This is a genomic window from Kitasatospora griseola (assembly GCF_014648555.1).
Classification (GTDB): Bacteria; Actinomycetota; Actinomycetes; order Streptomycetales; family Streptomycetaceae; genus Kitasatospora; species Kitasatospora griseola.
The window spans coordinates 105,546-131,646 of the sequence record NZ_BMRI01000011.1 but is presented as its reverse complement, the minus strand read 5'-3'; the positions used below and the strand labels follow the sequence as shown (position 1 = coordinate 131,646).

Annotated in this window: 26 protein-coding genes; 14 read left to right on the top strand and 12 right to left on the bottom strand. The window is 72.6% G+C overall.

The window, feature by feature from the left end; genetic code table 11:
• Window positions 1-10: 10 nt before the first annotated feature.
• The 10 genes from IEZ12_RS16570 (at window position 11) to IEZ12_RS16525 (ending at window position 9,981) form a co-directional block, all read left to right on the top strand.
• Window positions 11-1,255 (top strand): Rossmann-fold NAD(P)-binding domain-containing protein, encoded by a 1,245-nt coding sequence (locus tag IEZ12_RS16570; RefSeq protein ID WP_189272718.1) that lies wholly within the window; start codon window positions 11-13, stop codon window positions 1,253-1,255.
• A complete protein-coding gene (locus IEZ12_RS16565) occupies window positions 1,252-1,668 on the top strand; it encodes a hypothetical protein (protein ID WP_189272717.1) in 417 nt (138 codons plus the stop codon). Before IEZ12_RS16570 ends, IEZ12_RS16565 begins: the two co-directional genes overlap by 4 nt.
• Before the next feature lie 15 nt (window positions 1,669-1,683).
• Window positions 1,684-2,892: an MFS transporter gene (locus IEZ12_RS16560; RefSeq protein WP_100587423.1), complete on the top strand. Its 1,209-nt coding sequence runs from the start codon at window positions 1,684-1,686 to the stop codon at window positions 2,890-2,892.
• Window positions 2,889-4,730, top strand: a complete 1,842-nt coding sequence (locus tag IEZ12_RS16555) for a Cof-type HAD-IIB family hydrolase (protein WP_189272716.1) — start codon at window positions 2,889-2,891, stop codon at window positions 4,728-4,730. The genes IEZ12_RS16560 and IEZ12_RS16555 overlap by 4 nt, the downstream gene beginning before the upstream one ends.
• A gap of 17 nt (window positions 4,731-4,747) precedes the next feature.
• A complete protein-coding gene (locus tag IEZ12_RS16550; RefSeq protein ID WP_229847595.1) occupies window positions 4,748-6,103 on the top strand; it encodes a cation:proton antiporter in 1,356 nt (451 codons plus the stop codon).
• Between the two features lie 40 nt (window positions 6,104-6,143).
• A complete protein-coding gene (locus IEZ12_RS16545; protein ID WP_100587420.1) occupies window positions 6,144-6,980 on the top strand; it encodes an S-methyl-5'-thioadenosine phosphorylase in 837 nt (278 codons plus the stop codon).
• 146 nt (window positions 6,981-7,126) lie between these two features.
• Window positions 7,127-7,957: a hypothetical protein gene (locus IEZ12_RS16540; RefSeq protein ID WP_229847594.1), complete on the top strand. Its 831-nt coding sequence runs from the start codon at window positions 7,127-7,129 to the stop codon at window positions 7,955-7,957.
• Between the two features lie 30 nt (window positions 7,958-7,987).
• Window positions 7,988-8,593 carry a histidine phosphatase family protein gene (locus IEZ12_RS16535; protein ID WP_189272714.1) on the top strand — a complete coding sequence of 202 codons (606 nt, stop codon included), beginning with the start codon at window positions 7,988-7,990 and terminating at the stop codon, window positions 8,591-8,593.
• Window positions 8,594-8,639: 46 nt separating this feature from the next.
• Entirely contained in the window at window positions 8,640-9,200 is a 561-nt protein-coding gene (locus IEZ12_RS16530; RefSeq protein WP_189272713.1) for a cupin domain-containing protein, read from the top strand.
• Between the two features lie 4 nt (window positions 9,201-9,204).
• Complete coding sequence (locus tag IEZ12_RS16525; RefSeq protein WP_189272712.1) at window positions 9,205-9,981, top strand: SDR family NAD(P)-dependent oxidoreductase; 777 nt, start codon at window positions 9,205-9,207, stop codon at window positions 9,979-9,981.
• A gap of 43 nt (window positions 9,982-10,024) precedes the next feature.
• On the opposite strand, the gene IEZ12_RS16520 is transcribed toward IEZ12_RS16525, so the two are convergent.
• Complete coding sequence (locus IEZ12_RS16520) at window positions 10,025-10,729, bottom strand: helix-turn-helix transcriptional regulator (RefSeq protein ID WP_052509757.1); 705 nt, start codon at window positions 10,727-10,729, stop codon at window positions 10,025-10,027.
• 378 nt (window positions 10,730-11,107) lie between these two features.
• Window positions 11,108-11,581, bottom strand: a complete 474-nt coding sequence (locus IEZ12_RS16515; protein WP_229847615.1) for a nucleoside-diphosphate kinase — start codon at window positions 11,579-11,581, stop codon at window positions 11,108-11,110.
• Window positions 11,582-12,256: 675 nt separating this feature from the next.
• Here IEZ12_RS16515 and IEZ12_RS16510 point away from each other — a divergent pair.
• Window positions 12,257-12,694 (top strand): DUF190 domain-containing protein, encoded by a 438-nt coding sequence (locus tag IEZ12_RS16510; protein WP_157815639.1) that lies wholly within the window; start codon window positions 12,257-12,259, stop codon window positions 12,692-12,694.
• A 66-nt stretch (window positions 12,695-12,760) separates the two neighbouring features.
• On the opposite strand, the gene IEZ12_RS16505 is transcribed toward IEZ12_RS16510, so the two are convergent.
• The 5 genes from IEZ12_RS16505 to IEZ12_RS16485 form a co-directional block, all read right to left on the bottom strand.
• Entirely contained in the window at window positions 12,761-13,498 is a 738-nt protein-coding gene (locus IEZ12_RS16505) for an isocitrate lyase/PEP mutase family protein (protein WP_229847593.1), read from the bottom strand.
• 50 nt (window positions 13,499-13,548) lie between these two features.
• Window positions 13,549-14,172 carry a mycothiol-dependent nitroreductase Rv2466c family protein gene (locus tag IEZ12_RS16500; protein ID WP_100587414.1) on the bottom strand — a complete coding sequence of 208 codons (624 nt, stop codon included), beginning with the start codon at window positions 14,170-14,172 and terminating at the stop codon, window positions 13,549-13,551.
• A 228-nt stretch (window positions 14,173-14,400) separates the two neighbouring features.
• Window positions 14,401-14,730, bottom strand: coding sequence for a hypothetical protein (locus tag IEZ12_RS16495; protein ID WP_189272711.1), 330 nt, complete (start codon window positions 14,728-14,730; stop codon window positions 14,401-14,403).
• A gap of 188 nt (window positions 14,731-14,918) precedes the next feature.
• Window positions 14,919-16,961, bottom strand: coding sequence for a murein biosynthesis integral membrane protein MurJ (murJ, locus tag IEZ12_RS16490; protein WP_189272710.1), 2,043 nt, complete (start codon window positions 16,959-16,961; stop codon window positions 14,919-14,921).
• Window positions 16,962-17,278: 317 nt separating this feature from the next.
• Window positions 17,279-18,106: a phosphatase PAP2 family protein gene (locus tag IEZ12_RS16485; RefSeq protein ID WP_189272709.1), complete on the bottom strand. Its 828-nt coding sequence runs from the start codon at window positions 18,104-18,106 to the stop codon at window positions 17,279-17,281.
• A gap of 320 nt (window positions 18,107-18,426) precedes the next feature.
• On the opposite strand from IEZ12_RS16485, the gene IEZ12_RS16480 reads away from it, so the two are divergent.
• On the top strand, window positions 18,427-19,431 hold the full coding sequence (locus IEZ12_RS16480) for a sigma-70 family RNA polymerase sigma factor (RefSeq protein ID WP_189272708.1): 1,005 nt from the start codon (window positions 18,427-18,429) through the stop codon (window positions 19,429-19,431).
• 56 nt (window positions 19,432-19,487) lie between these two features.
• Window positions 19,488-19,652, top strand: a complete 165-nt coding sequence (locus IEZ12_RS16475; RefSeq protein ID WP_167349413.1) for a hypothetical protein — start codon at window positions 19,488-19,490, stop codon at window positions 19,650-19,652.
• A gap of 3 nt (window positions 19,653-19,655) precedes the next feature.
• On the opposite strand, the gene mscL is transcribed toward IEZ12_RS16475, so the two are convergent.
• The 5 genes from mscL to IEZ12_RS16450 all read right to left on the bottom strand — a co-directional run bounded on the left by mscL (window position 19,656) and on the right by IEZ12_RS16450 (window position 24,052).
• Window positions 19,656-20,069, bottom strand: coding sequence for a large conductance mechanosensitive channel protein MscL (mscL, locus tag IEZ12_RS16470; protein ID WP_043915706.1), 414 nt, complete (start codon window positions 20,067-20,069; stop codon window positions 19,656-19,658).
• Between the two features lie 42 nt (window positions 20,070-20,111).
• Window positions 20,112-20,366, bottom strand: a complete 255-nt coding sequence (locus IEZ12_RS16465; RefSeq protein WP_052509761.1) for a hypothetical protein — start codon at window positions 20,364-20,366, stop codon at window positions 20,112-20,114.
• 281 nt (window positions 20,367-20,647) lie between these two features.
• Window positions 20,648-20,938: an FmdB family zinc ribbon protein gene (locus IEZ12_RS16460; protein WP_189272707.1), complete on the bottom strand. Its 291-nt coding sequence runs from the start codon at window positions 20,936-20,938 to the stop codon at window positions 20,648-20,650.
• A 94-nt stretch (window positions 20,939-21,032) separates the two neighbouring features.
• The gene (locus IEZ12_RS16455; RefSeq protein WP_189272706.1) at window positions 21,033-22,325 is read right to left on the bottom strand and encodes an MFS transporter; all 1,293 of its coding nucleotides are present in this window, start codon (window positions 22,323-22,325) and stop codon (window positions 21,033-21,035) included.
• A 206-nt stretch (window positions 22,326-22,531) separates the two neighbouring features.
• Entirely contained in the window at window positions 22,532-24,052 is a 1,521-nt protein-coding gene (locus IEZ12_RS16450; protein ID WP_189272705.1) for a potassium/proton antiporter, read from the bottom strand.
• 215 nt (window positions 24,053-24,267) lie between these two features.
• Here IEZ12_RS16450 and IEZ12_RS16445 point away from each other — a divergent pair.
• Window positions 24,268-26,101 (top strand): penicillin acylase family protein (locus tag IEZ12_RS16445; RefSeq protein ID WP_229847592.1); only part of this gene is annotated, 1,834 nt, incomplete at its 3' end.

Here is a 26,101-nt window from a genome sequence, read left to right as displayed (position 1 = left end):
GGAGCCGGTGTTGACGCGAACCCTGATCTCCGACACGGCGTTCCACCTGGAACGCGGCTCGGGCCCCGGCAGCCGGGTGCTGGTGGTCGGGGACGGCGCCGGCGCCTCGCAGGCCGCCGCGACCGCTCCGGGCACGGTCGCCAGACCCCGGATGCCGCTGCTGACCGAAGTGATCCGGGCCCATCCCGCCGGCCCGGCCCGGCTGGTGGTCGCGGCCGACCTGAGCGGGGAGAGCGCCTCCTTCCTCAGCCACCTGCGGGCACTGGCGCCGGACCTCGACCTGGCCGCGGTGGTCACCACCGCCGCGGCCGCCGACTCGTCGGTGCGCGGCGCGATCGGCAAGGACGTCCCGCTGCTGGTGCCCGAGCGGCCCTCGGACATCGGCCGCGCGGCGGTCGAGTACGCGAGCCGGGCGGCGCGCCGCACCGCGGACCCGGTGATCGTCCAGGGCCCGGTCGGCCAGGCGGTGACGGGCCGCGAGGCCGGCCTTCCCGGGGAAGGGCTGCGCGGGGTGGTCGAGGGCGCGTCACCCGGCGACGGGCGCCACCGCTGGGCGGCCGGCCGGCAGCCGGAGCTCCCCGTCTACCGCACCGCGGGCAGTCCGCTGGGGGCGCTGGTGAGCCGGCCCGCCGGGGTGGCGATGGCGCACGGCCTGGAGTCGGTGCTGCGCCGCCGGCTGGCCCGGACGGTGGCGAAGTCCCGGGTGCTCCTCGTCGGGTACGAGGGCGGGGCGCCGTCCGCGGCCGCGACGCTCCACACGCTGGGCGCCACGGTCGGGGTGCACGACCCCGATCCGATCCGGGCGTGCGCGGCCGCCATCGCCGGCCATCGCACCCTCGGCCGCCAGGAGGCGCTGCGGTGGGCGGACGTGGTGGTCGACCTGACCGGCGAGCTGGTGTGCGACGCGACCGCCCTGAACGAACTGAGGGACGACAGCGTGGTCCTGACGCCGGAACCGGGCTGGTGCACCGCGCCGCCCGGGCCGCTGCCCGGCCTCGCGATCACCGAGACCTACGAGGGGCTGACCGTCTGCCGGACGGCACGCGGTTCGCTCCACCTGCTCTCCGGGCTGTGCGGCTCGCCCGACGGGGGCGAACTCCCCGGGCCGCTGCACGACCTGGTGAGCGCCGAACTCTATCTGTGCGTACGGGAGTTGGCCGCAAGGCCGCACCGGCGGGGCTTCCATCACCTGGGCGCCCGGGAGTGTGCGGACCTGGCACATCGTTGGTACCAGATCTATGGGGTGGTGTGGTGAACGGCTCGGTGTCCGAGGCGGTCGAGGTCGAGTGGGAGCCGGGGCGCGGCCGGCTGCGGGTGCGGGTCGGCGGACCGCCGGTGCGGCCCGGCGCCGACGAACCGTCACCCGCGGAGTTCGTCGCGCCGGTGGTGCTGGTCCTCTCGGCGGACAGCACCCCGCTCGACGTGGAGGTCCGCGGCCTCCCGGCGGACGCCGTCCGGCGGCTGTCCCCGTACAGCTCGACGCGGCACCGGGCCCCGGCCAGTGACGTCGTGTCACTGGACTACGAGGCCGGCTGGCTCTGGGTCCGGCTGGCCGAGGGCACGGCCGCCCGGCGCCTGCACGGAACGGCCGGCGTCCGGCTGACGCCCGGCGACGGCTTCGGCGGGGTCGACCTGGATTTCCGGCCGGGCCCGGCCGCGGCGAACTGAGACGAGAGCCGGCCGATGACGCACGCCTACCGGGACTGCCTGGGCAGCCCGCACGCCAAGTACCTCTTCACCACCAACCTGCTGGGCCGGCTGCCCAACGGCATGGCCCCGCTCGGCATCGCCATCTTCCTCCGCTCGCACCACTTCGGCTTCGGCACGGTCGGCCTGATCACGGCGCTGTACGGCCTCTCCACGGCCGTCGGCGGACCGCTGCTGGGGCGCGCGGTGGACCGGTTCGGCCAGCCCGCGGTCCTGGCGCCCAGCGCGCTCGGCTCCGCCGCGGGCCTGCTCTGGCTGATGGCGTCGGGCGGCCGGAGCGCGGCGGCCGCGGCCGGGGCGGTCTGCGTGGCCGGCCTGTTCTCCCCGCCGCTGGAGCCCTGCCTGCGCACGCTGTGGCCGAGCATGCTGGCCGACCCCCGGGCGATCGCCGCCGCCTTCGCCCTGGACGCCTCGCTCCAGGAGGTGGTGTTCGTCAGCGGCCCGCTCCTGGTGGTGCTGACCTCGGCCGTGCTCTCGCCCGGGGCGGTGCTGCCGCTGACGGCGCTGGCGATGCTGGTGGGCACGGCGGGCTACCTGCTGCCCGAGCCGGTGCGCCGCTGGCGGGCGGAGCCCCGCCGTCCCGACTGGGCGGGGCCGCTGCGCTCCTCGGTGCTGCGGCGGCTGCTGCTCACCCTGGGCTGCATCGGGATCGGACTCGGGGCGCTCAACATCGCGATGGTCGCCTACCAGGAGCACGTCGGCCGGCCCGGCCTCTCCGGCGTGCTGCTCGGCGCGAACGCGCTGGGGGCCCTGATCGGGGGCCTGGTGTACGGCGCCCGGAGCTGGCCGCTGCCGGTGCCGCGCCGCCTGGTGCTGCTGCTGGCCGCCTCGGCGGTCTGCTACCTGCCCCTGGTGGTGGACGCGCCCCCGCTGCCCACCACCGTCCTGGTCTTCTGCGCCGGACTGTTCCTCGCCCCGATCCTGACCTGCGGGTTCTCCATCATCGGCGAGGTGGCCCCGCGGGGCACCGCCACCGAGGCCTTCGCCTGGATGGTGACGGCGGTGCTCACCGGGAACGCCGCCGGCTCGTCGCTGGCCGGACTGACGCGGCAGCAGGTCGACCTGTGGGCCGTCCTTCTCATCCCCGGCCTCGCCATGCTCGTCGCCACGCTGGCGGCGACCACGGTGGGGCGCGGGCCGACCGTACCGACCGACACCGCCTCACTGGAAGTGATGAACCGATGAACCGCCTGGTGATAGTCAGCGATCTGGACGGTACGCTCCTCGACCCCGCCGGCCGGGTCACCGACCGGACCCACGCCGCCGTGCGGGCGGTCACCGAGGACGGCCACATCTTCGTCGTCGCGACCGGCCGCCCGGTGCGCGACGTCCGGCCCGTCGCCGAGGCGCTGGGGCACCGCTCCATCGCGATCTGCGGCAACGGCTCGATCTCCTACGACTTCGCCCGCGACGAGGTCGTCGACTACCGTCCGCTCTCCCGGGCGGCGGCGGCCCAGGCACTGGCCGAGATCCGCCAGGTGCTGCCGGAGGCCGCGTTCGGCGCCGAACGCCGGCTCGAACTGGTCCTGGAGGACGGATTCGACCTGGACCCCGCGCTCTGCGGGGAGGCCGTGCGCAGCGCCCGGCTGGAGGACGTCCTGGACGACCGCGGCTTCGGCAAGCTCATCGTCCAGGCGCCCGGCACCGCCCACGACTACTACCGGACGCTGCGCGAGCGGCTGCCGAGCAGCTTCGAGGTGACGGTCTCCACCGCCGCGTTCTGCGAGGTGACCCGGGCGGGGGTCGACAAGGCGACGGCGCTGACCCGGCTGGTGCGCCGGCTCGGCGTCGAGCACTGGGAGACCGTCGCCTTCGGGGACATGCCCAACGACCTGCCCATGCTCGCCTGGGCGGGCACCGCGGTCGCCGTCGCGAACGCCCACCCGGACGTGCTGGCCGTGGTCGGCCAGGTGACCGCCGCCAACAGCGACGACGGCGTGGCCCGCCACCTCGAACGGCTGACCGTGACCGCGACCCCTCCGCCGACGAAAGGTCGACCCGCCATGGACGTGGCTCTGCTCGGAACCCGACGGGGCGCCACGCACGCCCGGTGGCTCGTCGGCGCCCCCGACCTCCGGCTGACCGCCGTCGCCTGCGCCGGCGACCGGGAGTCGGCCCGGCGGCTCGCCGCCGCGCTGGCCCCCGCGGCCGCGGTGACCGACGACGCGCCCGCCCTGCTCGCCGCCCGCGAGTCGGGGCTCGTCGTGGTCGCCACCCCCACCGACACCCACGACGAACTGATCGAGGCGGCCCTGGAACGCGGTCTCGGCGTCCTCTGCGAGGCGCCGCTCGCACCGAGCGCCGCGCGGGCCCGCAAGCTCGCCGAGCGCGCCGCGGACAGCGGCGCCGACGCCTTCGTGTCCTTCCAGTGGCGGGAGAACGCCGCCGTCCGCGACCTCCGGGACGCCCTCGCGGACCGCCGGCTGGGCGAACTGCTCACCCTGGAGATCGACTTCCACGACGACTCGCAGGCGAGCCCGGCGGCCGCCTCGCCCTGGCGCGAGCGCCGGGAGCTGGCCGGCGGCGGGGCGCTGGCCGAGCTCGGGACCCACGCCTTCGACCTGCTGCGGTTCACCACCGGGGTCCCGGACTGGGCGGTCGAGTGGGGCTGGACCGAACAGCTCCACGCGCAGCGCATCGGCGCCGGCGGCCCGGTGCCCACCGACGTCGACGACCTCGCCCAGTGCTGGCTGCGGGCGTCCGCCACCCGGGCCCGGGTGGCGGTGTCCCGGATCAGCGCGGGCCACCGCCGGCTCGAACTCTTCGCGCTGGGCAGCCTCGGCAGCGCGCGCCTGGTGGCCGACCCGAGCGACGGCTCCGCCGTCCTCACCTTCCGCGGCGGCTCGCGCACCGCCCAGCAGACGTACGCCCCCGCCACCATGAGCCCCTACCCGCGCTTGGCCGGCGCCCCCGGCGCCCGGGCCGACCTGGCGACCTTCGAGGACGGGCTGGCGGCCGCCGAACTGGTCGAGCAGGCCGTGCGGTCGGGCAGGCAGCACACCGACCCGACCGTGGGGGAGTAGCCGTGTCGCCGAGAACCGTGGACGTCGCGCACCTCCTGATCGCCCTGGTCGCGCTGCTGGGCGCGGCGCACATCGGCGGGTACCTCTTCAACGCGATCCGGCAGCCGCCGGTGATCGGCGAGATCCTCGGCGGCCTGTGCCTGGGCCCGACGGTCCTCGGGCAGCTCGCCCCCGGGGCGCAGCACTGGCTCTTCCCGTCCACCGGTCCGACGCCCGGCGTCCTCGGCGCCCTGTACAACATCGGGCTGCTCCTCCTGGTCTATCTGACGGGCACGGAGATGCGGGGACGACGGGCCAGGACCGAGCGCCGGACGGTGGTCTGGGTGGCGGTGTCCGGACTGGTACTGCCCTTCCTCTTCGGGCTGCTGGTCGCCACGGCGGTCGATCTGAACGGCCTGGCCGGGCCGCACGGGTCGCCCGCCACGCTGGCCCTGGTCTTCGGAATGGCCGTGGCCATCACGAGCATTCCGGTGATTTCCAGGATCATGATCGATCTGGGGGTCATCGACACCGCATTCGCCCGAATAGTCCTCGCCGTGGCGGTAGTGGAGGACATTCTCCTCTATGTGGTCCTGGCGGTCACCCTCGGCATGGCGCAGGCCCGGACGGGGGATTCCTACGGTCTTCCGAAACTCCTCGGGATCGACACCGTCGGGGAATCGGTGGCGTATTTCATGCTCGCTCCGCTGGTATTCATGCTACCGTTTGCCTGGCGCGGTCGAATGCTGTTCGACAGGCTGGCGTCGGCGCGTTTCAACCTGATCGAGGGCCGCGCCCCCGCGGCTTTCCGCATGATCCTGGTGTTCGTGATGTGCGTCGCCGCCATCGGCCTGGGGATCGACCCCGTGTTCGGTGCGCTGATGGCCGGGCTCTGCGCTTCCGGCGGGGCCCGGGAGGGTGCGAATCCGTTGCCGGCCGGGGGCGGGGGCTCCGGGGCGGCGCTCAGGGAAATGACGCTGGCGTTCTTCGTCCCGGTGTATTTCGCCATCGTGGGGCTGCGGCTCGATCTCGCCCGCCATCTCGACCTGGTGTTCTTCTGCTGGTTCCTCGCTTTCGCCTGCATCGTCAAATCGATCAGTGTGTGGCTGGGCGCTCGGCTCGCCGGGCAGGACAATTCCTCGGCGGCCAACATCGCGATCGCCATGAATGCGCGGGGCGGCCCGGGGATCGTCCTCGCCTCCACCTCCTTCGCCGCCGGCGTGATCAACGAGAACCTCTTCACCGCGCTCGTCCTGCTCTCCCTGGTCACCTCGCAGGCGGCGGGCGCCTGGCTCGGAAGAATCGTCCGGCGGGGCCTGCCGCTGACCGTCCCGGAAAAGCCCCGCCCGCAGGAATCGGACGAGGCGGAGGACACCGCGCGAATTCCCGCATGACTCGGACGCAACAGTTCCAGACGACTCCTTGGGGCATTTGATGAGTGACAGTGACGGCGCCGCGATCGGCGTCATCGGCGGATCGGGCTTCTACTCCCTCCTCGACGGCATCACCGAGGTGGCGGTCGACACCCCGTACGGCGCGCCGAGCGACAAGCTGCTGATCGGGGAGCTGGCCGGCCGCCGGGTGGCCTTCCTGCCGCGCCACGGGCGCAGCCACTCGCTCCCCCCGCACCGGATCAACTACCGCGCCAACCTGTGGGCGCTGCGGGCGGTGGGCGTGCGCCAGGTGGTCGCCCCCTGCGCGACCGGCGGGCTGCGCCCCGAGTTCGGCCCCGGCACCCTCGTGGTGCCCGACCAGCTGGTGGACCGGACGTACGGCCGCGAGCAGACCTTCTACGACGGCGAGCCGCGGGCCGACGGCCTCCGCCCCAACGTCGTGCACATCCCGCTCGCCGACCCGTACTGCCCCGCCGGTCGGCAGCAGGCGGTGGCGGTCGCCCGCCGGGCCGGCTGGGAGCCGCAGGACGGCGGGACCCTGGTGGTCATCCAGGGGCCCCGCTTCTCGACCCGCGCCGAGTCGCGCTGGCACGCGGCGCAGGGCTGGTCGGTCGTCGGCATGACCGGCTACCCCGAGGCGACCCTCGCCCGTGAACTGGGCCTCTGCTACACGTCCATCGCGATGGTCACCGACCTCGACGCGGGCGTGGAGGTCGGCGAAGGGGTCACCCACGAGGAGGTCCTCAAGGTCTTCTCGGAGAACATCGAACGCCTGCGCACCGTGATCCTCGACCTGGTGACCGAGCTCCCCGCGGAGCGGAACTGCCTGTGCAGCAAGGCCCTCGACGGCGTGGACACCGGCCTGCCGCTCCCCTGAGCCGAAGGCACCCCCGAGTCCGAAAGACCTCCGAATCCGAAAGCACCTCCGCAGGCACATCCGAAGGCACCTCCCCAGGCACCGACGTCCGACCCACCACGACCCCTCCCCGGGAGACCGGGGACACGAGCAGAGGAAGTGACATCGTGACCACCACGCCCAAGATGCCGGAGAACGAGGCCGTCTACACGAAGAAGGGCGACTTCGTGGTGTTCAACCAGCTCGCCCTGAAGATCGAGATGGACGCCGTCTCCAACGAGGCGTACTACGCCTGGCTGGACGACATGGCCGCGACCATCGGCGACCTGGTGCCGGGCGCCCAGATCGCCGAGAAGGAGAACGCGAGGGTCACCCCGCCGCTCAACACGGCGATCTACTACGACACCGAGGACTTCCGGATCCTGCGCACCGGCGCGCTGCTGCGGACCTCGTGCAACAAGATCACCCACGCCTTCTGCGCCTTCAAGGCCGCGCAGGACGAGAACCACGTCCGCAAGGACCACCGGTACGTCTTCGACGGCGAGGAGAAGCGCACCATCCAGGGCGCCCCCGACTCGCCCGAGGCCGTGGCCGTCGTCAAGCGCCTGCTGGCCCGCACGGACATCGAGCACCCCGGCCGGCACCTGGAGGAGAACTACGGCATCCCGCCCCAGGAGCTGTTCCCGGCCCTGAAGCTGGACGACTACCGGTACACGTTCTTCGTCTGGCTGGACAAGCGCGACGCGCTCCGGTGCAGCATCGACCGGGCGTTCGTCAGCAACCTGCGCCTCCCGGAGGCCGAGCGCGAGGTCAAGCCGGTCAGCGAGGTCGAGCTGGCGATCTACCCGCGGATCGACCCCGAGGTGGCCAAGGACCCGCGGGTGGTCGACCTGATCAAGACCCTCTCCGAGAACCTCTGCGCGCGGTTCGACACCCGGGTCACCGCGGACATCAAGTACCAGCGCTCGGCCAAGGCGCTGGGCATGGGCGGCCGCTGAGGCGACGGCGGGCGGACGGAGGGCGCGGCAATGAAGATCTACCTGGCCCGGCACGGGCAGTCGACCTGGCAGCTCGAACCGAGCGACGACCTGGACACCCCGCTCAGCGAAACCGGGCACCGGCAGGCACAGCTGCTCGCCGCCTGGCTCGCCGACCACCCGGCCCTCGACGGCAAGGGCCGGCTGGAGGTCGCCGCCCTCCGCACCAGCCCGCTGAAGCGCGCGCAGGAGACGGCCGGCTACGTCTCCCGGGCACTCGGCCTGCCGGTCGAGATCCAGCCCACCCTGACGGAGGCCCCGTTCCACGTGGTGGAGGAGCTGCCCCGGGCACCGGCCCCGTTCGAGCCGGTGCCCGCCGGGTACCGGCTCCCGGAGCGCTACCTCCGGTTCCGGGAGCAGGCCGAGGAGGCGCTGGCCGAACTCGCCGAGCTGAGCGGGCAGGTCGGCGGCCCGGTGCTGGCCGTCACCCACGGCGGGCTGATCAAGACCCTGCTGCGGGTGATCGCACAGACCGACCTGACGTGCTTTCAGATCTACAACAGCGGTATCGTGGCGCTGGATTGGAAGAACGGGCGGTGGCGCCTGCTCCACCTCAACCTCTGGGACCACCTGCCCCCCGATCTCCGACTGACCTGATCCCCCTGCCCCGCCCCGGGGCCGGGACCGGCCACGGGACGGACGCATGACCGACAGTCAGAAACCCACGCCCGCGGCGCTCGCCGAGCTCTTCCGGCTGAGCCCCATGCCACTGGAGGGCGGCCTCTTCCGCCGCACCTGGTCCGGTGCTCCGCAGGACGACGGGCGGGCGGCCGGGTCGGCGATCATGGTGCTGCTCTCGGCGGAGGACGACACGTTCTCCGCCATGCACCGCCTCCCCGGCGACGAGGTCTGGCACCACTACCTGGGAGCACCGGTCGAGTTGGTCCTCCTGCACCCCGACGGCGACGCCGAGATCGCGGTGCTCGGGCCGGACGTGCTGAACGGCCAGCAGGTCCAGCTGGTCATCCCGGCCGGCACCTGGATGGGCGGATCGGTGGCCCCGGGCGGCGACTGGTCGCTGTTCGGCTGCACCATGGCGCCCGGGTTCGTCGCGGCCGACTACGAGGGCGGGGAGGCCGACGACCTCTGCGCCCGCTACCCGCGGCTGGCCGACCGGATCCGGGCGCTCTGCCGCCCGGGGCAGCCGCTGCGCCATCTGGCGGACGCCTCGCCGGACCTCGTCGTCGACGGACCGGAGGGCTGAGCCCGTGACACCCGCCGTTGCGCTTCCCGACCTGAGCGGTCGGGTCGCCCTGGTGACCGGCGCCGGGGGCGGGATCGGCCGGGCCGTCGCCCGGCAGTTCGCGCTGGCCGGCGCGAAGGTCGTGGTGCACTACCGGACGGCGGCGGCCGGCGCCGGAGCCGTCGTGCGGGCGATCGAGGACGACGGCGGCGAGGCGTTCGCCGTCGGCGCCGACCTGGGTCGGGAGGACGAGTGCCGGCGCCTGGTGCAGGCCGCGGTCGAGCGGTTCGGCCGACTGGACGCCCTGGTCAACAACGCGGGGCTGCAACCCACCCAGGACCTCGCCGGCATGGAACTCGCCGACTGGCGGGCCGTGGTGGACACCAACCTGAGCAGTGTCTTCTCCTGCACCCAGGCGGCTGCCGCCGTCATGCGCGGACAGGGCGGGGGATCGGTCACCCACATCGCGTCCATCGAGGGCACCCAGCCGGCCCGGCGGCACGCGCACTACGCCTCGTCCAAGGCGGCGATCATCATGCACGCCAGGGCGGCCGCGCTGGAGTACGGCGAGGCGGGAATCCGTGTGAACAGCGTCTCGCCCGGGCTGGTCGACCGGGACGGCCTCGCCGAGGACTGGCCCGAAGGCGTGGAGCGCTGGCAGCGGGCCGCACCGCTCGGGCGGCTCGGCCGGGCGACCGACGTGGCCAACGCCTGTGTCTTCCTCGCCTCACCGCTCGCCGCCTGGATCAGCGGGCACGACCTGGTCGTCGACGGCGGAGTCTCGGCTCGTCCCACCTGGTAGCCGCACTTGTGAACGACCGACACCAGGCGGGACGGGCCGGGACTCAGGGGGCCGAGACGATGCCGAGGTCGACGGCGGCCAGGGCCATCTCGGTCCGGTTGCTGCAGTCGAACTTCACCAGCAGGTTGGAGACATGGCGCTTCGCGCCGTGGATCGAGATGCCGAGCGAGCTGGCGATCTGCTGGTTGCCCTGCCCCTGCACCAGGAGGGTGAGGACCGCGCGCTCGCGTTCGGTGAGTCGACCGGGGCTGCGGAGGTTCCCGGACCGGCCGCGTTGGGCGATCAGTTCACGGGCCATCGAGGCGGGCAGCGGCATTTCGCCCCTGATCAGCTTCTCGAAGGTGTCCTGCAGGTCGGCGACCGTGAGGTCGGAGCCGAGCAGGTAGCCGTCCGCGGGTTGGGCGATGGCCTGGATCAGGCGGGCGCGCTGTTCGTTGGGAAGGGTGATCAGCAGTTTGGTCCGGCTGCGGTGGTGCGGCAGGACCGGCCCGAGGGTGTCCACCCGGGAGCTCAGGGGCAGCACGTAGACGTCGAACTGCTCGTTGTCCGGCAGGTGTTGTGCCTCGTCCGCCCCGCGCAGCACCCTGGCCCGGCCGATCGCCGGGACCTGTCTCAGCAGGGTGGGCAGGCCGTAGTAGGAGATGTCGTCGTGCGCGAGCCAGAGGACCGACAGGCCACCGGCGCGTGGGGCGCCCTGGCCTGTCGGTTCCAGCCCGGGCTGGACGTTGTGTGGTGTTGGGTAAGACACGTGTCCCTCATCGTCCTGGGGATGACCAAGCGCTTTCCGGTGAGTGCACTTGGTGGACGCCGACTGGTGGTTGGCCGGTGGTTCGGCAGGGCGACTTGCCCGCGCGCGGCCGGTCGGGCCGGTACGCGGCGGTCGGGAGCATGCGTGACCGAGGTGCGCATGCCCGCGACGGGGCGGGGCTCGCGGCTGACAGCGGGGGCTGGTGCGGCAGTTCTGCGGACAGGTGGACCGGAAGAGTCGTCATGTCACACCCACCCCTGCCACACCCCCGGCGTGTTCGCGTCAAATACCCACCTTGTGACGATCGTTACACCATCCGTTATTACGCGCAAGAGCGGCACAGGATCCACACGGGGCTCCTGGTGACCCGCCGCCGACTCAGCGGCTGAAGGCTCCGGCCGCCGTCGGATAGTCGAACATCTCCCCCTTGTCGAACCAGAGTTGGATCTCCTGCTCGGCCTCGGCCCGGTTCGCCGACGCGTGGACGAGGTTGGCGACGCCCTTGCCGGTGGCGGCCGTCGCGGACGGGCTGTGGTGCGAGAAGTCGCCCCGGATGGTGCCCGGGGCCGCCTCGCTCGGGAAGGCGCCGCCCAGCATCTTCCGCAGGGTCGTCACCACGTCGAAGCCTTCGAGCGCCAGCGCGATCACCGGCCCCTGCTGCATGAACCGGGCCGTCATCGCGTAGACCTCCGCCCCGTGCCGCTCCGCCAGGTCGAAGTAGTGGCGACGGCAGAGATCCGCGTCCATCCACCGCATCTTCGCCCCGACGATCCGCAGGCCGGCGTCCTCGAAGCGGGCGATGATCCGGCCCACCAGGCCGCGGGTCACGGTGTCCGGCTTGAGCAGGACCAGGGTCCGTTCGACGGCGGGCGCCGGCGCGTCCCCGCCCGTCCGGGGATCCGCGGCGCAGAGGTTCTGGTTGGCGTACGCGGACTCGCCGGTGACCTCGCGCCCGAACCAGGCCGGCGGCACGAACTCCGCGGCCGCCGCGGAGTCCGCGAACTCGACCTCGACCGTCATCAGGCCCGCCAAGTGCCCTTCGAACACGTCGAGATGGGCGACGCCCTCCGGGAGGGCGATCGCGCTGCGCCGCTTGGCCACCCGGGCGCCGTCGGTGGCCGGCCAGAGCTCCTCGAACTGGGCCGGCGTCAGCGGGGATTCGTACTCGATGCGCTCAAGTCCGCTGCCCTGCTTGACGGTGACGCTGAACTCCGCGCCCTGCTGCCGCACCCGGACCTCGGCGACGCCGGTCCCGCGGGCGAGGTAGCCCTGCCGGACGGGCACCGGGTCGGCCGTCGCCGCCTGCTCGGGAAGGGAAGTGACCAGGAACTTCCGTTCGATCTCGATATTCACGCGGCGATCCTCTGCCAGGGACGCGCCGTCGGAGTAGGTGCACCTGAGGCCCGCACCTTCGAGCTGCCCGATGGTGCACCTCCCATGGTGCACTTGCCCTCCCGGGGCGGGCTGACGAAGCATGGAAGACACCGTTCCGGCATCCGGCAGGGTGGCCGCTGGCAGGGAGGGGCTGTGCGACCGTTGGAACCGACCGCCGAGGACGCCGGTCACCCGAACACCTGGACCACATCGCCGGCCACCCGCCTCACCATCTCCTTCCCCGACGGAACCCTCTGGCGGCGCACCCCGCTCGGCCACGAGATCGTCCGGCGCGCCAAGCAGGCCGGAATCGGGTACGCCCACGCCGTCCGGGCGGTCGAAGGCATCGGCCCGGACGGACGCCTCCACAGCACGCGGCTGCTGAGCCTGACGGACGCCGTCCCGATCGTCGTCACCGTCGTCGACAGCCCCGCCGGGATCGAACGCTTCCTCGACGAACTGGCGGAGATCACCGGTCGGGCGACCGTGGTGATGGACGAGGTGCGCCTCGTCGCCTTCCCCGCCGCGGCCGATGCGCCGGACCGCCGCCCCCGCAGCGCGCTGTCCGCGCCGCGCGGGGACCACGACTGAGACGGCCGCACACGTCGCAGGCCCTCCGCCCGACTCGGGCGGAGGGCCTGCGACGTTCGGGCGCGGCTACTGCGGGGCGATGCGCCGGGCCAGGACGGCGAGATCGGCGGCGTCGCGCTGCTGGAGCGAACCGCCGTAGCTGACCCGGGAGGCGCCGAGGGCGCCGAGGTGCGCGGGAGTGGTGGTGTCGAGGTGGCAGAGGGCGTTCAACGGGCGGGGAATGCCGGCGGCCAGCTCGGGGAGCAGGTCCGCGGGAGCGAGGATCGGGTAGATCACGTCGACCCCCGCGTCGATGTACAGGGCGGCGCGCTTGACCGTCGACTCCACCGAGCGGTCGCCGAACAGGAAGGTGTCGACCCGGGCGTTCAGGACCAGGCGGTCGCCGGCGGCGGCCCGCACCTGGGCGAGCCAGTCGGCGTGCCGGTCCGGGTCCTTGAGCTGCCGGGTGGCGGCGACGGAGTCCTCCAGGTTGCAGCCGACGGCCCCGGCCTCCAGCAGCCGCTCGACGATCTCGGCCGGGGCGAGCCCGTAACCGGCCTCGATGTCGGCGGTCACCGGGACGTCGACCGAGCGGACGATCCGCCCGACCGCCGCGAACATCTCGTAGGCGGGGGTGTCCTCGCCGTCCCGGTGGCCGAGGACGGCGGCGACCGCCGAGCTGGAGGTGGCCAGGGCGGTGAAGCCCGCGTCCGCGAACGCCCGGGCACTGACCGCATCCCACACGTTCGGGAGGACCAGCGGATCCGAGGGCTCGGGGCGATCGTGCAGGGCCAGGAACTCTCCGGCGCTCATGGTGGTCGCCATCAGGGGGTCTCCTCTTCCTCGTCGATACGGTCGATACGGGTGTCGATGCGTCAGTCGAAGTTGAGCGACCCGGTGCGGGTGCGCTTCAGCTCGAAGAAGTCCGGGAAGCCCGCCAGGGCCCGGGCGCCGTCGAAGATGGCGACGGCCTGCTCGCCGCGGGGGATCGAGTTCAGCACCGGCCCGAAGAACGCAACCCCGTCGATGTGGATGGTCGGCGTGCCGACGTCCTCGCCGACCGGGTCCATGCCCTCGTGGTGGCTCTTGCGCAGCGCCTCGTCCCACTGGTCGGTGTCCGCTGCGGCGAGCAGCTCCGCGGGCAGACCGGCCTCGGCGAGAGCCTCGACGGCGACGGCCCGGAAGTCCTTGTTGTCGTGGTTGTGGATGCGGGTGCCCATGGCCGTGTACAGCGCCGGGAGCACCTCCTCGCCGTGCTGGGCCGCCGCGGCGGCGCAGATCCGGGTGAGGGAGAGCGAACGGTCGATCAGCTCGCGGTACCAGTCGGGCAGGTCCCGGTTCTCGTTCAGGACGTACAGGCTCATCACCCGGAACCTGAGGTCCAGCTCCCGGAGCTGCTGGACCTCCAGGATCCAGCGCGAGGTGATCCAGGCGAACGGGCAGGCCGGGTCGAAGTAGAAGTCGACCTTGGCAGGGGTCTGAGCGGTGCTGGGGGTCACGCGGGGTCTCCGGTCTCCACTGCGGCGAAGGCTGCGCCTGCGCCGTTCGACAGCATTCGGACAACGAAGCCTACGCCGCGGTGAGTTGACGTCCCATTGTTTCCGACCGGCAGCTTCGGCCAGGGAGATTCGCGGTGTTTCGCCCGCCGGGCACCCGGACGGGGGTGTCGGGCTGCTCGACCTGTTCGGCGGCCGGCCGGTCCGGCAGTCCGGCGCTCGGGCGGGCGGTCAGCTCCGCGCGCGGGCCGGCAGCATGCCGAGGGCGATCCACGGATCCGCCTCGCAGCGCACCGTCGCCCAGCCGGCCAGCGGCCCGCCCGGCTCCACCAGTGCGTCCGTGCCCGCCCGCAGCGCGCGCTCCGCTTCCAGCAGCGACGGGGCCGTCAGGAAGCACACCGCGGCCAGCCCGTCCGCGCCGTACAGCACCCGGGCGTGGCACACCTGGGCCCCGTCCAGCGGCAACTGCATCAGGGCCAGCCGCACCGGACCGGCTCCGGCCTCCGTCGCGGGGCCCGGGACGGGCCGCGGCGGGATCAGCTCCAGGCGGATCGCGTACATCCCTCCAGCGTGACAAACCCCGGCCCCCGCCGACCCTCGTCGCAGGTGACAGATGTCCGCCTGGCACGAAAATGACAGTCGCCCCGGCCGCTCCGCGGGTCGCCGCCCTCGCCGGTTGCGGCACCCGTCGGTGCGCCATCTCGGCCCGGAACGCGGCCCGGCGGCTCGACGCCGCCGCAGGGCGTCGCCTACCGCCGGTGCTTGCCCCCGCCGGCCGGCGCCGGCGTCGGGTACGGGATCCGCAGCTTGCGGGCGAACGGCGCCACCGACGCCCCCACGCCCAGCGGACGGGCCAGCACGAACAGCGACAGCAGCACCGCCAGCGAGCCCGCCGCCAGCCCCGCCAGGCTGCCGAACAGGCTCGCGCCGAACCGGCCCGCCAGCCAGTGCGCGGCGAACGCGCCCGGCAGGCACGCCACGATCAGGCCCAGGTGCAGGGTGACCAGCCGGAAGCCCTCCAGCCCGCTGCCGCGCCGCCCACGCCGCACGCCCAGGTCCACGGTGGCGTTCGCACCCGGCGCGAAGGCGTCGGTGCGCAGCACCATCGTCGAGTCCAGGTCCGCGTTCGCCGGGGCGGGCGCGGCGGCCGGGGGAGCCCCCTTCGCCAGTCGGCGGCCCAGCGCGACGCCGGTCACCACCACCGACAGGATGGCGGCCGCGGTGTGCGCCACCGCCATGCCGATCACCTTGTTCTGGAGCGGCAGCGTCTCGTACGCCACCCAGCACAGCGCGGCGTTCGTGCCCGTGGACACCAGCGTCAGCCAGAACGGCGTCTTGGCGTCGCCCATCGCGTAGAAGCCGCGCGCCAGGCCGTACTGGGCGCAGAAGGCGGGCAGGCCGATGGCGAAGGCCATCAGTAGCAGGCCCACCACCATGGCGTCGTCGTGCACGGTCTTGCCGGAGCCGTAGCCGTACGCGGCCATCGCGATCTGCGAGCCCAGCGCGAAGAACAGCACGGCGGCGGTCACCACCATCGCGGCCGAGGAGCGCAGCACCGCCGACAGGTCCTCGCCGATCTTCCGGTAGTCGCCCGCCGTCGCGGACCGCGCCATGCTCGGCAGCAGCGCCGTCACCAGCGACACGGTGATCACGCCCTGCGGGACCACGAACAGCGCGTAGGCGTTGTTGTAGGCGGAGAAGCCGCGGCCGCCCGGGATGCCCGCGTCGTGCGCCGCCCGGCCCGCGCCGGTGCTCAGGCTGGTGATCACCGCGAAGGACAGCTGGGTGGCCGCCACCAGGGCCAGCGCCCAGCCCGCCGCGCGCAGCGGCCGGGTGAGGCCCGCGCCGCGCCAGTCGAAGCGCGGCCGGAAGGTGAAACCGGCCGAGCGCAGCGAGGGCAGCAGGGCGGCGGCCTGCACCACGATGCCCATGGTCGAGCCGAGGCCCAGCAGCAGCGCGTCGCTGCTGCTCACCTCGTCGGCCTGGTACGCGTGGTGCCCCATCGCCAGGTAGCCGCCGAACACGCCGATCGCCACGACGTTGTTCAGGACCGGGGTCCACATCATCGCGCCGAACCGGTCGCGGGCGTTCAGCACCTGCCCGAGCAGGGTGAACACGCCGTAGAAGAAGATCTGCGGCAGGCAGTAGCGGGCGAAGGTGACCGCCAGTTCGTGCTGCACCCCGTCGAAATTGGAGTACAGGTCGACGATCTGCGGGGCGAACAGCCAGGCGCCGAGCGTCAGCACCACCAGGATCGTCCCGCACAGGGTCAGCAGCCGGTCGGTGTAGGCCTGGCCGCCGTCCTTGTGGGTCTGCATCGCGTGCACCAGCTCCGGCACGAACACCGAGGCCAGCACACCGCCGATCAGCATCATGTAGACGATGTTCGGCAGCGAGTTCGCCACGTTGAACGCCTCACCGGCCGGGCCGGTGGTCAGCGCCGCCACGATCACCGCGCTGCGCACGAAGCCCAGCGCGCGGGACGCCAGCGAGCCCAGCGCCATGATCAGGCCGTTGCGGGCGGTGGACGCGGCGGGCTTGGCGGCCGCGGGCTCCTGGGCCGGCTCCTCGCCCGCCCGCGGCGGCGGCACCGGTACCGGTGCCGGGGGCTGCGGCGGGGGCGGCGGGTAGCCGACCTGCTCGTACTGGTCGTACTGGTCGGGGATCCGGCCGAGCTGCATGGTCGGCGGGTCCTGCGGGAGGTACGGGCCGCCCTGCTGCGGATACGGGCCGCGCTGCTGGGCGTACGGGTCGTACGGGTCGGTCGGGCCGTCCGCGGTGTGCATGGTCATCGGACCCCCCGTCGATCGGTGCCCGTCCGGCGTTGCGTGGGAAAAGTTCAGGAGAAGTGCGGGAGAACGGTCTGGTCCGTCCGCCGACTGCCGGTTGCAGGGTGCACCCAGCCGCAGAAGTCTGCCGTAACTCGGCACCCGATGGGGAGTCGAGTGCTGGACAGGGGCCCGCCCGGCTCGTGGCGGCGGGCGTCCGGGCGCGGCGGCGGGTCGGCCGCCGAACGCCGTTTCCGCCCGGAAACATGCGGAATGCCGCCCACGTCCGTTCCCGCGCCCCGGAGCGCCCGGATGCGGAGTGTGACGTTGCTCACGAACCGTCAGGAGCGGCCCGGGTCGGGCTCCGTGGCAGGTTCCGCCGGCAGCGGGGCGGCCAGCACCCGCTGCACCCGGGACCGCAGCCGCCAGTGCAGTCGGCGGACGTCCCGGCCGAGCCGGCCCGGCAGCCAGAGTTCGACCGCCAGCGCGGCCCCCGTCAGCACCACGGCCGCCGCCGCCCAGCCGGCCAGCACGTCGCTGGGGTAGTGCACGCCCAGCGCGAGCCTGGTCCAGCCGACGCCCAGCACGGTGAGCGCCGCGCCGGTGCTCGCCACCGCCCGCACCACCCGGTCCGCGCGCGGCCGGAGCAGCACCAGCAGCGCCCCGCAGGTCACCGCGGAGGCGATCGCGTGCCCGGACGGGAAGCCCGCGCCGGAGCCCACCGCGACCGGGTCGACGAAGTGCGGCCGGGGTCGGCCGATCAGCGCCCGGCCGCCCGCGCTGGCCGCCCAGCCCAGCAGGCCCACCGCGAGCACCCACCCGGCCAGCACCCGGGCGCGCACGCACCACAGCCACAGCGCGGCGGCGCCGAGCAGGGCGCGCATGGTCCACGGCGCGCCCAGGTCGGCCAGGGTCTGCATGGCGGCCGTCCACACCGGGTGCCGCAGCGCGTACCGGTGCAGCGTCGCCACCCAGCCGTGGTCCAGCCGGGACAGCGGCGACCAGTCGGCTTTCACCAGGATCAGCAGCACCGTGAACAGCAGCAGGCTCGTCAGGCCGATCCAGGCACAACCGAGCAGGGTCCGGCGTTGAACCGGAGAGCGGCGGTCGCCGCGGTCGCCGGCCGGGGGGCGGTCGGCCGCCGGGGAACCATCGTTGGACTGGTGCATGACAGAGACCTTCCCAGCGCCGGGAGGCGAACCGGGGGTCCGGTGATAGCGATTCGGCATCGGTTGTGCGGATGTGTCGCGAAGGCCCCGCGCGGGTTCGGTGGCGTCCGGTGGACGCGCGGTGTGCGACTCGTGTCACGCTGCGTGTATCGATCGGATGAAAATCGGCAGGATACTGCATCGCTCACGAAAAACTGAGCCACTTGGGAATGTTGTCCGATTTCTGTGCGTTGGATCGTTACGTGTGAGCCGGGAAATGGCCCACACGGTTGTGCCAGGCGGCGGAACGGAGCCCCGGCACCGTCAGTGAGGGAGCAAGCATGGCCACCCGTGCCGTCGTACGCGACAGGGCCGATCGGAGCCGCACCGCCCGACCGACCAACCTCGAGGCCGACCGCGACCTGGTCGGCATGTACCTCGACGAGATCGCCAGGACGCCCCTGCTCGACGCCGCCGAGGAGGTCGAGCTGTCCCTGCGCATCGAGGCCGGGGTCTTCGCCCAGCACCTGCTGGACGAGGAGGAGCAGCTCGACGGCGTCAGCGCGGAGGAGCTCCGGGTGATAGCCGACGACGCCGAGCGCGCCAAGGATGTCTTCATCCGCTCCAACCTGCGCCTGGTGGTCGCCGTCGCCCGCCGCTACCCGCGAAGCGGCCTGCCGCTGCTCGATCTGATCCAGGAGGGCAACGCCGGCCTGGTCCGCGCGGTGGAGAAGTTCGACTACTCCAAGGGCTTCAAGTTCTCCACCTACGCGACGTGGTGGATCCGCCAGGCGATCACCCGCTCGATCGCCGACCAGTCCCGCACCATCCGGCTGCCCGTCCACCTGGTCGAGGAGCTCGGCCGGATCCGCCGGGTGCAGCGCGAGAAGTCCAAGGAGCTGGGCCGCGAGGCCGAGCCGTCCGAGATCGCCGCCGAGCTGGACACCACCGAGCAGCGGATCAAGGACGTGCTGGACACCACCGAGCAGCGGATCAAGGACGTGCTGGACTGGGCCCGTGACCCGGTCAGCCTGAACATGGCGGTCGACGACGAGGGCGAGACCCAGTTCGGCGACCTGGTGGAGGACACCGGCGCCGTCTCGCCGGAGGACGCCGTGCTGGTGATGCTCCGCCGCGAGGAGCTGGACGACCTGATCGGCCGCCTCGACGACCGCACCGCGTCGATCATCCGCAGCCGCTACGGCATGGAGGACGGCCGCGAGCGGACGCTGACCGAGGTCGGCAAGCAGCACGGTTTGACGCGCGAGCGGATCCGCCAGATCGAGAAGCACGCGCTGGCCGAGCTGAAGAAGATCGCCGACCACGCCGGCTTCGAAGCCGCCTGAGCCAGGGCCTGTCCGGGCGTCCCCGCGGGGGCGCCCGGCAGTTCTACAGTGGACGGATGACCGAGCAGGACGAGAACAAGCCCAAGCCGCGACTGGTCTTCAAGGACCCGTTCGAGCAGCAGACCAGTGACGACACCGACCGCGGCTGGGGAGAGTCGCAGGGCGGGCGGGGGCTGAGCTGGTACCTCGACCAGCGGCCCCCGCACCACGGGGAGAAGTAGCCGTCAGCGGCGGACCAGCGCGTCGCGGATCTCGGTGAGCAGCTGGACCTCCCTCACCTCGACCTCCATCGCCTCCTCCTCCGGCGTCTTGCGCTTCTCCAGGAAGTGGTTCATCGGCAGGACGATCAGGAAGTACACGACGGCCGCGATGATGATGAAGCTGATCACCGCGCTGATCACCGAGCCCCAGAGGATGAAGATGCCGGAGGTCACGTTGCCACTGGCGTCCATCGAACACGGGCCCCGGAGGCAGGACGCGTAGCTGTTCAGGTCCTTGGTGCCGATCAGGCCGAGCAGCGGGTTGATGATGCCCTTGACGAACGCGTTGACGACGTTGGTGATCGCCGCGCCGATGACGACGGCGACGGCCAGGTCCACCACGTTGCCGCGGAGCAGGAAATTCTTGAAGCCTTTCATGCCGCGTCGAACGCTGTCCGCATGCAGAGGTCACGGGTGAATTCACGGCACTCCGGTTGACGCCCGGGGGCATTCGCCGGCCCCAGGGCCGGGCGGCGGGGCGGGGCGCAGCGGACCCGAGGTGAACGCGGCCGCCACCGCCAGACAGGCCACCGCGAACACGCCCGGCCGCCGGCGCACGGCCTGCCGCAAGCGGTGGCGGCCCCGCGCGGTGCCGCGGATCGGCGGAAAATCGGGCACCTCGCGGCGCGGCGGCACCAGCGCGGCGGGCAGCGGGGGGAGCACGAAAGCGGTCATGGCGGCAGACCCTTCCTGGGGAGCGGCGGCCCCGGTCGAGGCCGCGGCAGCCATCCTGCGGCCGCCCGTCCGCCCCCGCCCGCGGATATCCGCAGCCTGTGGAAAACCCCGCCCTGTGGAAAACCGCCGTCACCCGCAGGGCTGAGCCACTGCGCCGTTCGGAGCACACCCCGTGACCCTCCCCGCCCCACCGTCCGGAGGAACCCGCGTAACCACCCCGCACAACGGCGCAGGCCCCGCCCGGTCGAACCGGGCGGGGCCTGCGGCGATGCTTCGGACGATCAGCTCGCGGCCGGGGCCGAGCTGCTGCTCGACGAGGACGACGAGGACGACGCCGACGACGAGGTCGAGGAGCCGGAGGTCGACGAGGACGAGGCCACCGAGCTGCTGGAGCTGGAGCGGCTGTCGGTGCGGTAGAAGCCGGAGCCCTTGAAGACCACACCCACGGCCGAGAAGACCTTGCGGAGCTTCCCCTGGCAGTCGGGGCACGTGGTCAGCGCGTCGTCGCTGAACTTCTGCACCGCCTCGAGGCCGTTGCCGCACTCGGTGCACTGGTACTGGTACGTGGGCACTTTCCGCTTCCTCCTGCACTCCCCCTGGCACTCTCACGCTATGAGTGCTAACGACGGTCCATGATGCGGCATTCCGCTGGTGGAGTCCAGCGGCTCAGCCGTGCCGGGCGGCGCCGGCGGGCTGTTCGACCGCGCCGCCCCTGGCCACGGTACGGGTGGCGGGGGCCGGGGCGAGCAGCAGGCGGCGCATCGTGACGAGCGCCACCAGGCCCAGGCCGGAGCCGATCAGCGGGACGGTGAAGCCCAGCGAGGGCCCGGAGTGGTCGATCAGCTGCCCGGCCGCGGTGGAGCCGACCGCCAGGCCGAGGCCGATCGCGCCGGTCAGCCAGGTGAACGCCTCGGTCTTGGCGCCGTCCGCGACCAGCGTCTCCACCAGGGTGTAGCCGGTGATCAGGGTGGGGGCGATGGCCAGGCCGCAGAACAGGCCGGCGATCGACAGCGAGACCAGGTTCGGCATCGCCCACAGCGTGGAGCAGCCGAGCACCAGCAGCGCGTAGCAGGCGAGCATCCGCTGCCGGGCCGAGCTGCGCCAGGGGATCAGGCCGTAGAGCACGCCGGCGACCATCGACCCGGCCGCGAAGATGCCGTAGACCGCGCCGCTGAGGCCCGGGGTGCCGGCGTCCTCGGCGAAGGCGGTGATGGAGACCTGGAGCGCACCGAACACGGTGCCGAGGCCGAGGAAGCCGCCGGCCAGCAGGCGGACGCCGGGGGAGGCCAGCGCGGAGGCCTGGCGGCGGCCGGGCTCGGCGGGGCCGGTGGGGGAGGGGGCGGTGCCGCGGCGGGCGGCGAAGAGCAGGCCGCCGAGCACCGTGAGGGCGGCCTCGGCGATCAGCCCGGCGGACGGGTTCACCGCGGTGGCGACGCCGGTGGCCAGCACCGGGCCGACCACGAAGGTGAACTCGTCGGTGACGGACTCGAAGGCGAACGCGGTGTTCAGCAGCGCGGGCCGCTCGTTCAGCCGGTGCACCCAGCGGGCCCGCACCATGGCGCCGACCTGAGGCACCGACGCGCCGGCCGGGGCGGCGGCGAGGAACAGCGTCCAGTCGGGGGCGCCGCCGTGGGCGAGCGCGATCAGCGCGCCCACCGCGGCGGCGTGCACCAGGACGGCGGGGACCAGCACGGCGGCCTGGCCGTGCCGGTCGGCGAGTCGGCCGGTCTGCGGGCCGATCAGGGCCTGCGCGACGGCGGCGGTCGCGGCGACCGCGCCGGCCAGGCCGTAGGAGCCGGTGGTGTCGCGCACCAGCAGCACGATGCCGAGGCCGAGCATGGCGTACGGCAGTCGGGCGACCAGGGCGGGGAGCAGGAAGGTCCAGGCGCGGGGGGTGCGCAGCAGGGCTCCGTAGCCGGTGCTGCCAGTGGGGTCGTCGACCGGTCGGCGAGCCGCCACGGTCGGTCCTCTCTGCTGCCTGGTAGCGCGGGACCGGGCGTGCAGATGGGACCGGGACCGGCGCCGAGAGTCGTCCTCTCGCGCGTCGACCGGGGTTGTTACCGGGCCCGGGCGGAATGCCTCGGGGCCCGGCCGCCGAGCGGTCGCGCCGACTCTGCATCAGGCAGATGCGGGGGAATCGGGGTTTCGGCCTTCAGCTTAGCGGCTCAGCCCGCTTTCCTTCTGGGAACGGAAGGTGAAGCCTCCGCATTGTGCAGCCAGCCGGCCAGCTTGCCGCCCTGGTCGACGGCGCGCAGCCGGCGTTCGGCGGCCTCCGAGACCTCGTCGGTGGTGACCACCAGCAGTTCGTCGCCCTCGCGCAGCACCGTCATCCGGTCCGGCACGAAGCTGGAGCCCTCGCGGACCACCAGGGTGACCGCGGCGCCCTTGGGCAGGCGCAGTTCGGAGACCTCGACGCCGGACATCCGGGAGCCGGCGGCCAGCTGCACGGACAGCAGGTGGCCGTGCAGCTTCTCCAGCGGGGCGGCCTCGATGCCCAGGTCCTGGCCGAGGTCGCCCTCGCCGATTTTCAGCCAGCGGGCGACCATCGGCAGGGTCGGGCCCTGGAGCAGGGTGAACACCACGACCAGGATGAACACCACGTTGAACAGCTGCTGGGCGTCGGCCGCGCCGGACACCAGCGGGATGGTGGCGAGCACGATGGGCACGGCGCCGCGCAGACCGGCCCAGGACAGCAGGGCCTGCTCCTGCCAGGGGATCCGGAACGGCGTCATGCTGACCATCACCGACAGCGGCCGGGCGACGAACACCAGCACGGTGCCGGCCACCAGGCCCGGAATGATCGCCGAGCCCATGGTCGCGGGCGTGACCAGCAGGCCGAGCAGCACGAACATGCCGATCTGGCCGATCCAGGCGAGTCCGTCGGCGAAGCCGCGCACCGCGGGGCCGTGCGGCAGCTTGGAGTTTCCGAGGATCACCGAGGCGAGGTAGGCGGCCAGGAAGCCGGAGGCGTGCAGCAGCGCGCCGCCCGCGTAGGCGAGCACGATCAGGCCGAGCACCGAGATCGGGTACAGGCCGGAGGAGGGCAGCGCGATCCGGCGCATCGCGTACGCGCCGAGCTTGCCGACCGCGAGGCCGACGGCCGCGCCGATCACCAGTTCCAGCGCGATGGTGCCGAGCAGCACGTACCAGGAGTCGAGTTCGCCGGTGGTGGCGAAGGCCACCACCAGGATCACCACGGGCGCGTCGTTGAAGCCGGACTCGGCCTCCAGCAGGCCGGTCAGGCGCTTGGGCAGCGGGACCGTCCGCAGCACCGAGAAGACCGCCGCGGCGTCGGTGGAGGAGACGATCGCGCCGAGCAGCAGCGCGGTGCGCCACTCCAGGCCGACCAGCCAGTGCGCGCCGGCGGCGGTGACGAACACCGAGACGGCGACGCCCACGGTGGCGAGCACGGCGGCTGCCGGCACGACCGGTTTGATCGCCTTCCAGCTGGTTTTGAGTCCGCCCTCGGCGAGGATGACCACCAGGGCCGCGTAGCCCAGGACCTGGGTGAGTTCGGCGTTGTTGAAACTTATGCCGATGCCGTTCTGGCCGAGCAGGACGCCGATGCCGAGGTACAGCAGCAGTGACGGCAGTCCCGTACGGGTGGAGAGCCTGACGGCGCCGACGGCGACGAGCAGGATGACGGCGGACTCAAGAAGCAGCTCGTTCAGGTGGTCAACGGTCACGCAGGGGCACCTCGGGCAGGAAGGGCGGCTGACGGATCGTTACTCAGTCTAACATTTTACTTGATCTTTACGCTAGTCCCCGCTTTCCTCCCGGCCCGGTAGGGTCCGAACGGCACCGCCGCAGCCTGGCGGTGTCCCCCGTGCACGGCTGCCGGTGCCGTCGCCCTAATGTGGTGACCTGTCACGGCCGCACGCTCCCTCATACAAGGACTCGGATGCCCCGCTCGAAGAAGTTCCGGCGCGCACGTCTGATCGTGATCCTGCTGGCCGTGCTGCTGGTGGCGGGTCTGGCCGGCGGCAGCTGGTGGGCGGTGGACACCGTCCGTTCGTCGTTCCCGCAGGTCAGCGGCACCGTCTCGGTGCCCGGCATGTCCGCTCCGGTGGACGTGGTGCGCGACGACAAGGGCATCCCACAGCTGTACGCCGACACCGACGCCGACCTGTTCCGCGCCCAGGGCTACGTCCAGGCGCAGGACCGGTTCTGGGAGATGGACGTCCGACGGCACATCACCTCCGGCCGGCTCGCCGAGATGTTCGGCTCCAGCGCGGTGGAGAACGACAGCTTCCTGCGCACCATGGGCTGGCGCCAGGTCGCCCAGAAGGAGTGGGACCACGTCCTGTCCGAGGACACCAAGCGCAACCTGACGGCCTACACCGAGGGCGTCAACGCCTGGCTCGCCGAGCACCCCGGCGGGGCCGGCGCCTCGGTCGAGTACGCGCTGCTCGGCGCCGTCAACTCCGGCTACCGGCCCGAGAAGTGGGACCCGGTCGACTCGGTGGCCTGGCTGAAGGCGATGGCCTGGAGCCTGTCCGGCAACATGCAGGAGGAGATCGACCGCTCGCTGCTGACGCAGAACTTCAGCGCCGAGCAGATCGCCCAGCTCTACCCGGACTACCCGTACGACCGCAACGGCACCATCGTGAAGACCGGCAAGGTCGGCGCCGACGGCACCTACACCCCCGGTGAGGGCGCCACCGTGCCCGCCCCGTCCGGCAGCGCGACCTCCGCGAGCACCTCGCAGGCCCGGGCCGTGACCCAGCAGCTGCTCGGCGACCTGTCCGGCAGGATGGGGGCGCTGCCGCAGCTGCTCGGCCCCAACGGGCAGGGCATCGGCTCCAACTCCTGGGTGGTCTCCGGCGCCAACACCACCACCAACAAGCCGCTGCTGGCCAACGACCCGCACCTCGGCCCCGGCATGCCGTCGATCTGGTACCAGATGGGCCTGCACTGCCGCAGCACCTCCAGCAGCTGCAACTACGACGTGGCCGGCTACACCTTCGCCGGCATGCCGGGCGTCGTCATCGGCCACAACAAGGACATCGCCTGGGGCTTCACCAACCTCGGCGCCGACGTCACCGACCTGTACCTGGAGAAGGTCACCGGCCCCGACACCTACCTGCTCGACGGCAAGGACACCAAGTTCACCGTCCGCAAGGAGACCATCAAGGTCGCCGGTGGCGAGGACCGCACCATCACCGTCCGCACCACGCAGGACGGCATGCCGATGATCTCCGACCAGTCCTCCGAGGAGCAGAAGGTCGGCAGCAACGCGCCCGCCGGCAACGCCGCCCCCGACCGGGCCACCGGCTACGGCGTCGCGCTGCGCTGGACCGCGCTCGTCCCCGGCAAGACCATGGACGCCGTCTTCAAGCTCGACCGGGCCACCGACTTCGCCTCGTTCCGGCTCGCCGCGCAGGACTTCGCCGTCCCCGCGCAGAACCTCATCTACGCCGACACCAAAGGCAACATCGGCTACCAGGCCCCCGGCCTGATCCCGGTCCGCGCCAAGGGCGACGGCCGCTACCCCGCCCCCGGCTGGGACTCCGGCTACGCCTGGAAGACCGACTTCCTGCCGTTCAAGTCGCTGCCCTACGCGTACAACCCGCCCGAGGGCTACATCGTGACGGCCAACCAGGCCGTGGTCGACGAGACCTACAAGCCGATGCTCACCAAGGACTGGGAGTACGGCACCCGCGCCAAGGAGATCACCGACCAGATCCAGGCCAAGCTGAAGAACGGCGGCAAGATCTCCCCGAACGACATGCAGT

Coding starts and splice junctions, on each gene's coding strand:
- IEZ12_RS16560 (WP_100587423.1), top strand. CDS start 1,684: ATGACGCACGCCTACCGGGACTGCCTGGGCAGCCCGCACGCCAAGTAC.
- IEZ12_RS16555 (WP_189272716.1), top strand. CDS start 2,889: ATGAACCGCCTGGTGATAGTCAGCGATCTGGACGGTACGCTCCTCGAC.
- IEZ12_RS16545 (WP_100587420.1), top strand. CDS start 6,144: ATGAGTGACAGTGACGGCGCCGCGATCGGCGTCATCGGCGGATCGGGC.
- IEZ12_RS16535 (WP_189272714.1), top strand. CDS start 7,988: ATGAAGATCTACCTGGCCCGGCACGGGCAGTCGACCTGGCAGCTCGAA.
- IEZ12_RS16530 (WP_189272713.1), top strand. CDS start 8,640: ATGACCGACAGTCAGAAACCCACGCCCGCGGCGCTCGCCGAGCTCTTC.
- IEZ12_RS16505 (WP_229847593.1), bottom strand. CDS start 13,498: ATGGCGACCACCATGAGCGCCGGAGAGTTCCTGGCCCTGCACGATCGC.
- IEZ12_RS16495 (WP_189272711.1), bottom strand. CDS start 14,730: ATGTACGCGATCCGCCTGGAGCTGATCCCGCCGCGGCCCGTCCCGGGC.
- murJ (WP_189272710.1), bottom strand. CDS start 16,961: ATGACCATGCACACCGCGGACGGCCCGACCGACCCGTACGACCCGTAC.
- IEZ12_RS16485 (WP_189272709.1), bottom strand. CDS start 18,106: ATGCACCAGTCCAACGATGGTTCCCCGGCGGCCGACCGCCCCCCGGCC.
- IEZ12_RS16480 (WP_189272708.1), top strand. CDS start 18,427: ATGGCCACCCGTGCCGTCGTACGCGACAGGGCCGATCGGAGCCGCACC.
- IEZ12_RS16475 (WP_167349413.1), top strand. CDS start 19,488: ATGACCGAGCAGGACGAGAACAAGCCCAAGCCGCGACTGGTCTTCAAG.
- mscL (WP_043915706.1), bottom strand. CDS start 20,069: ATGAAAGGCTTCAAGAATTTCCTGCTCCGCGGCAACGTGGTGGACCTG.
- IEZ12_RS16465 (WP_052509761.1), bottom strand. CDS start 20,366: ATGACCGCTTTCGTGCTCCCCCCGCTGCCCGCCGCGCTGGTGCCGCCG.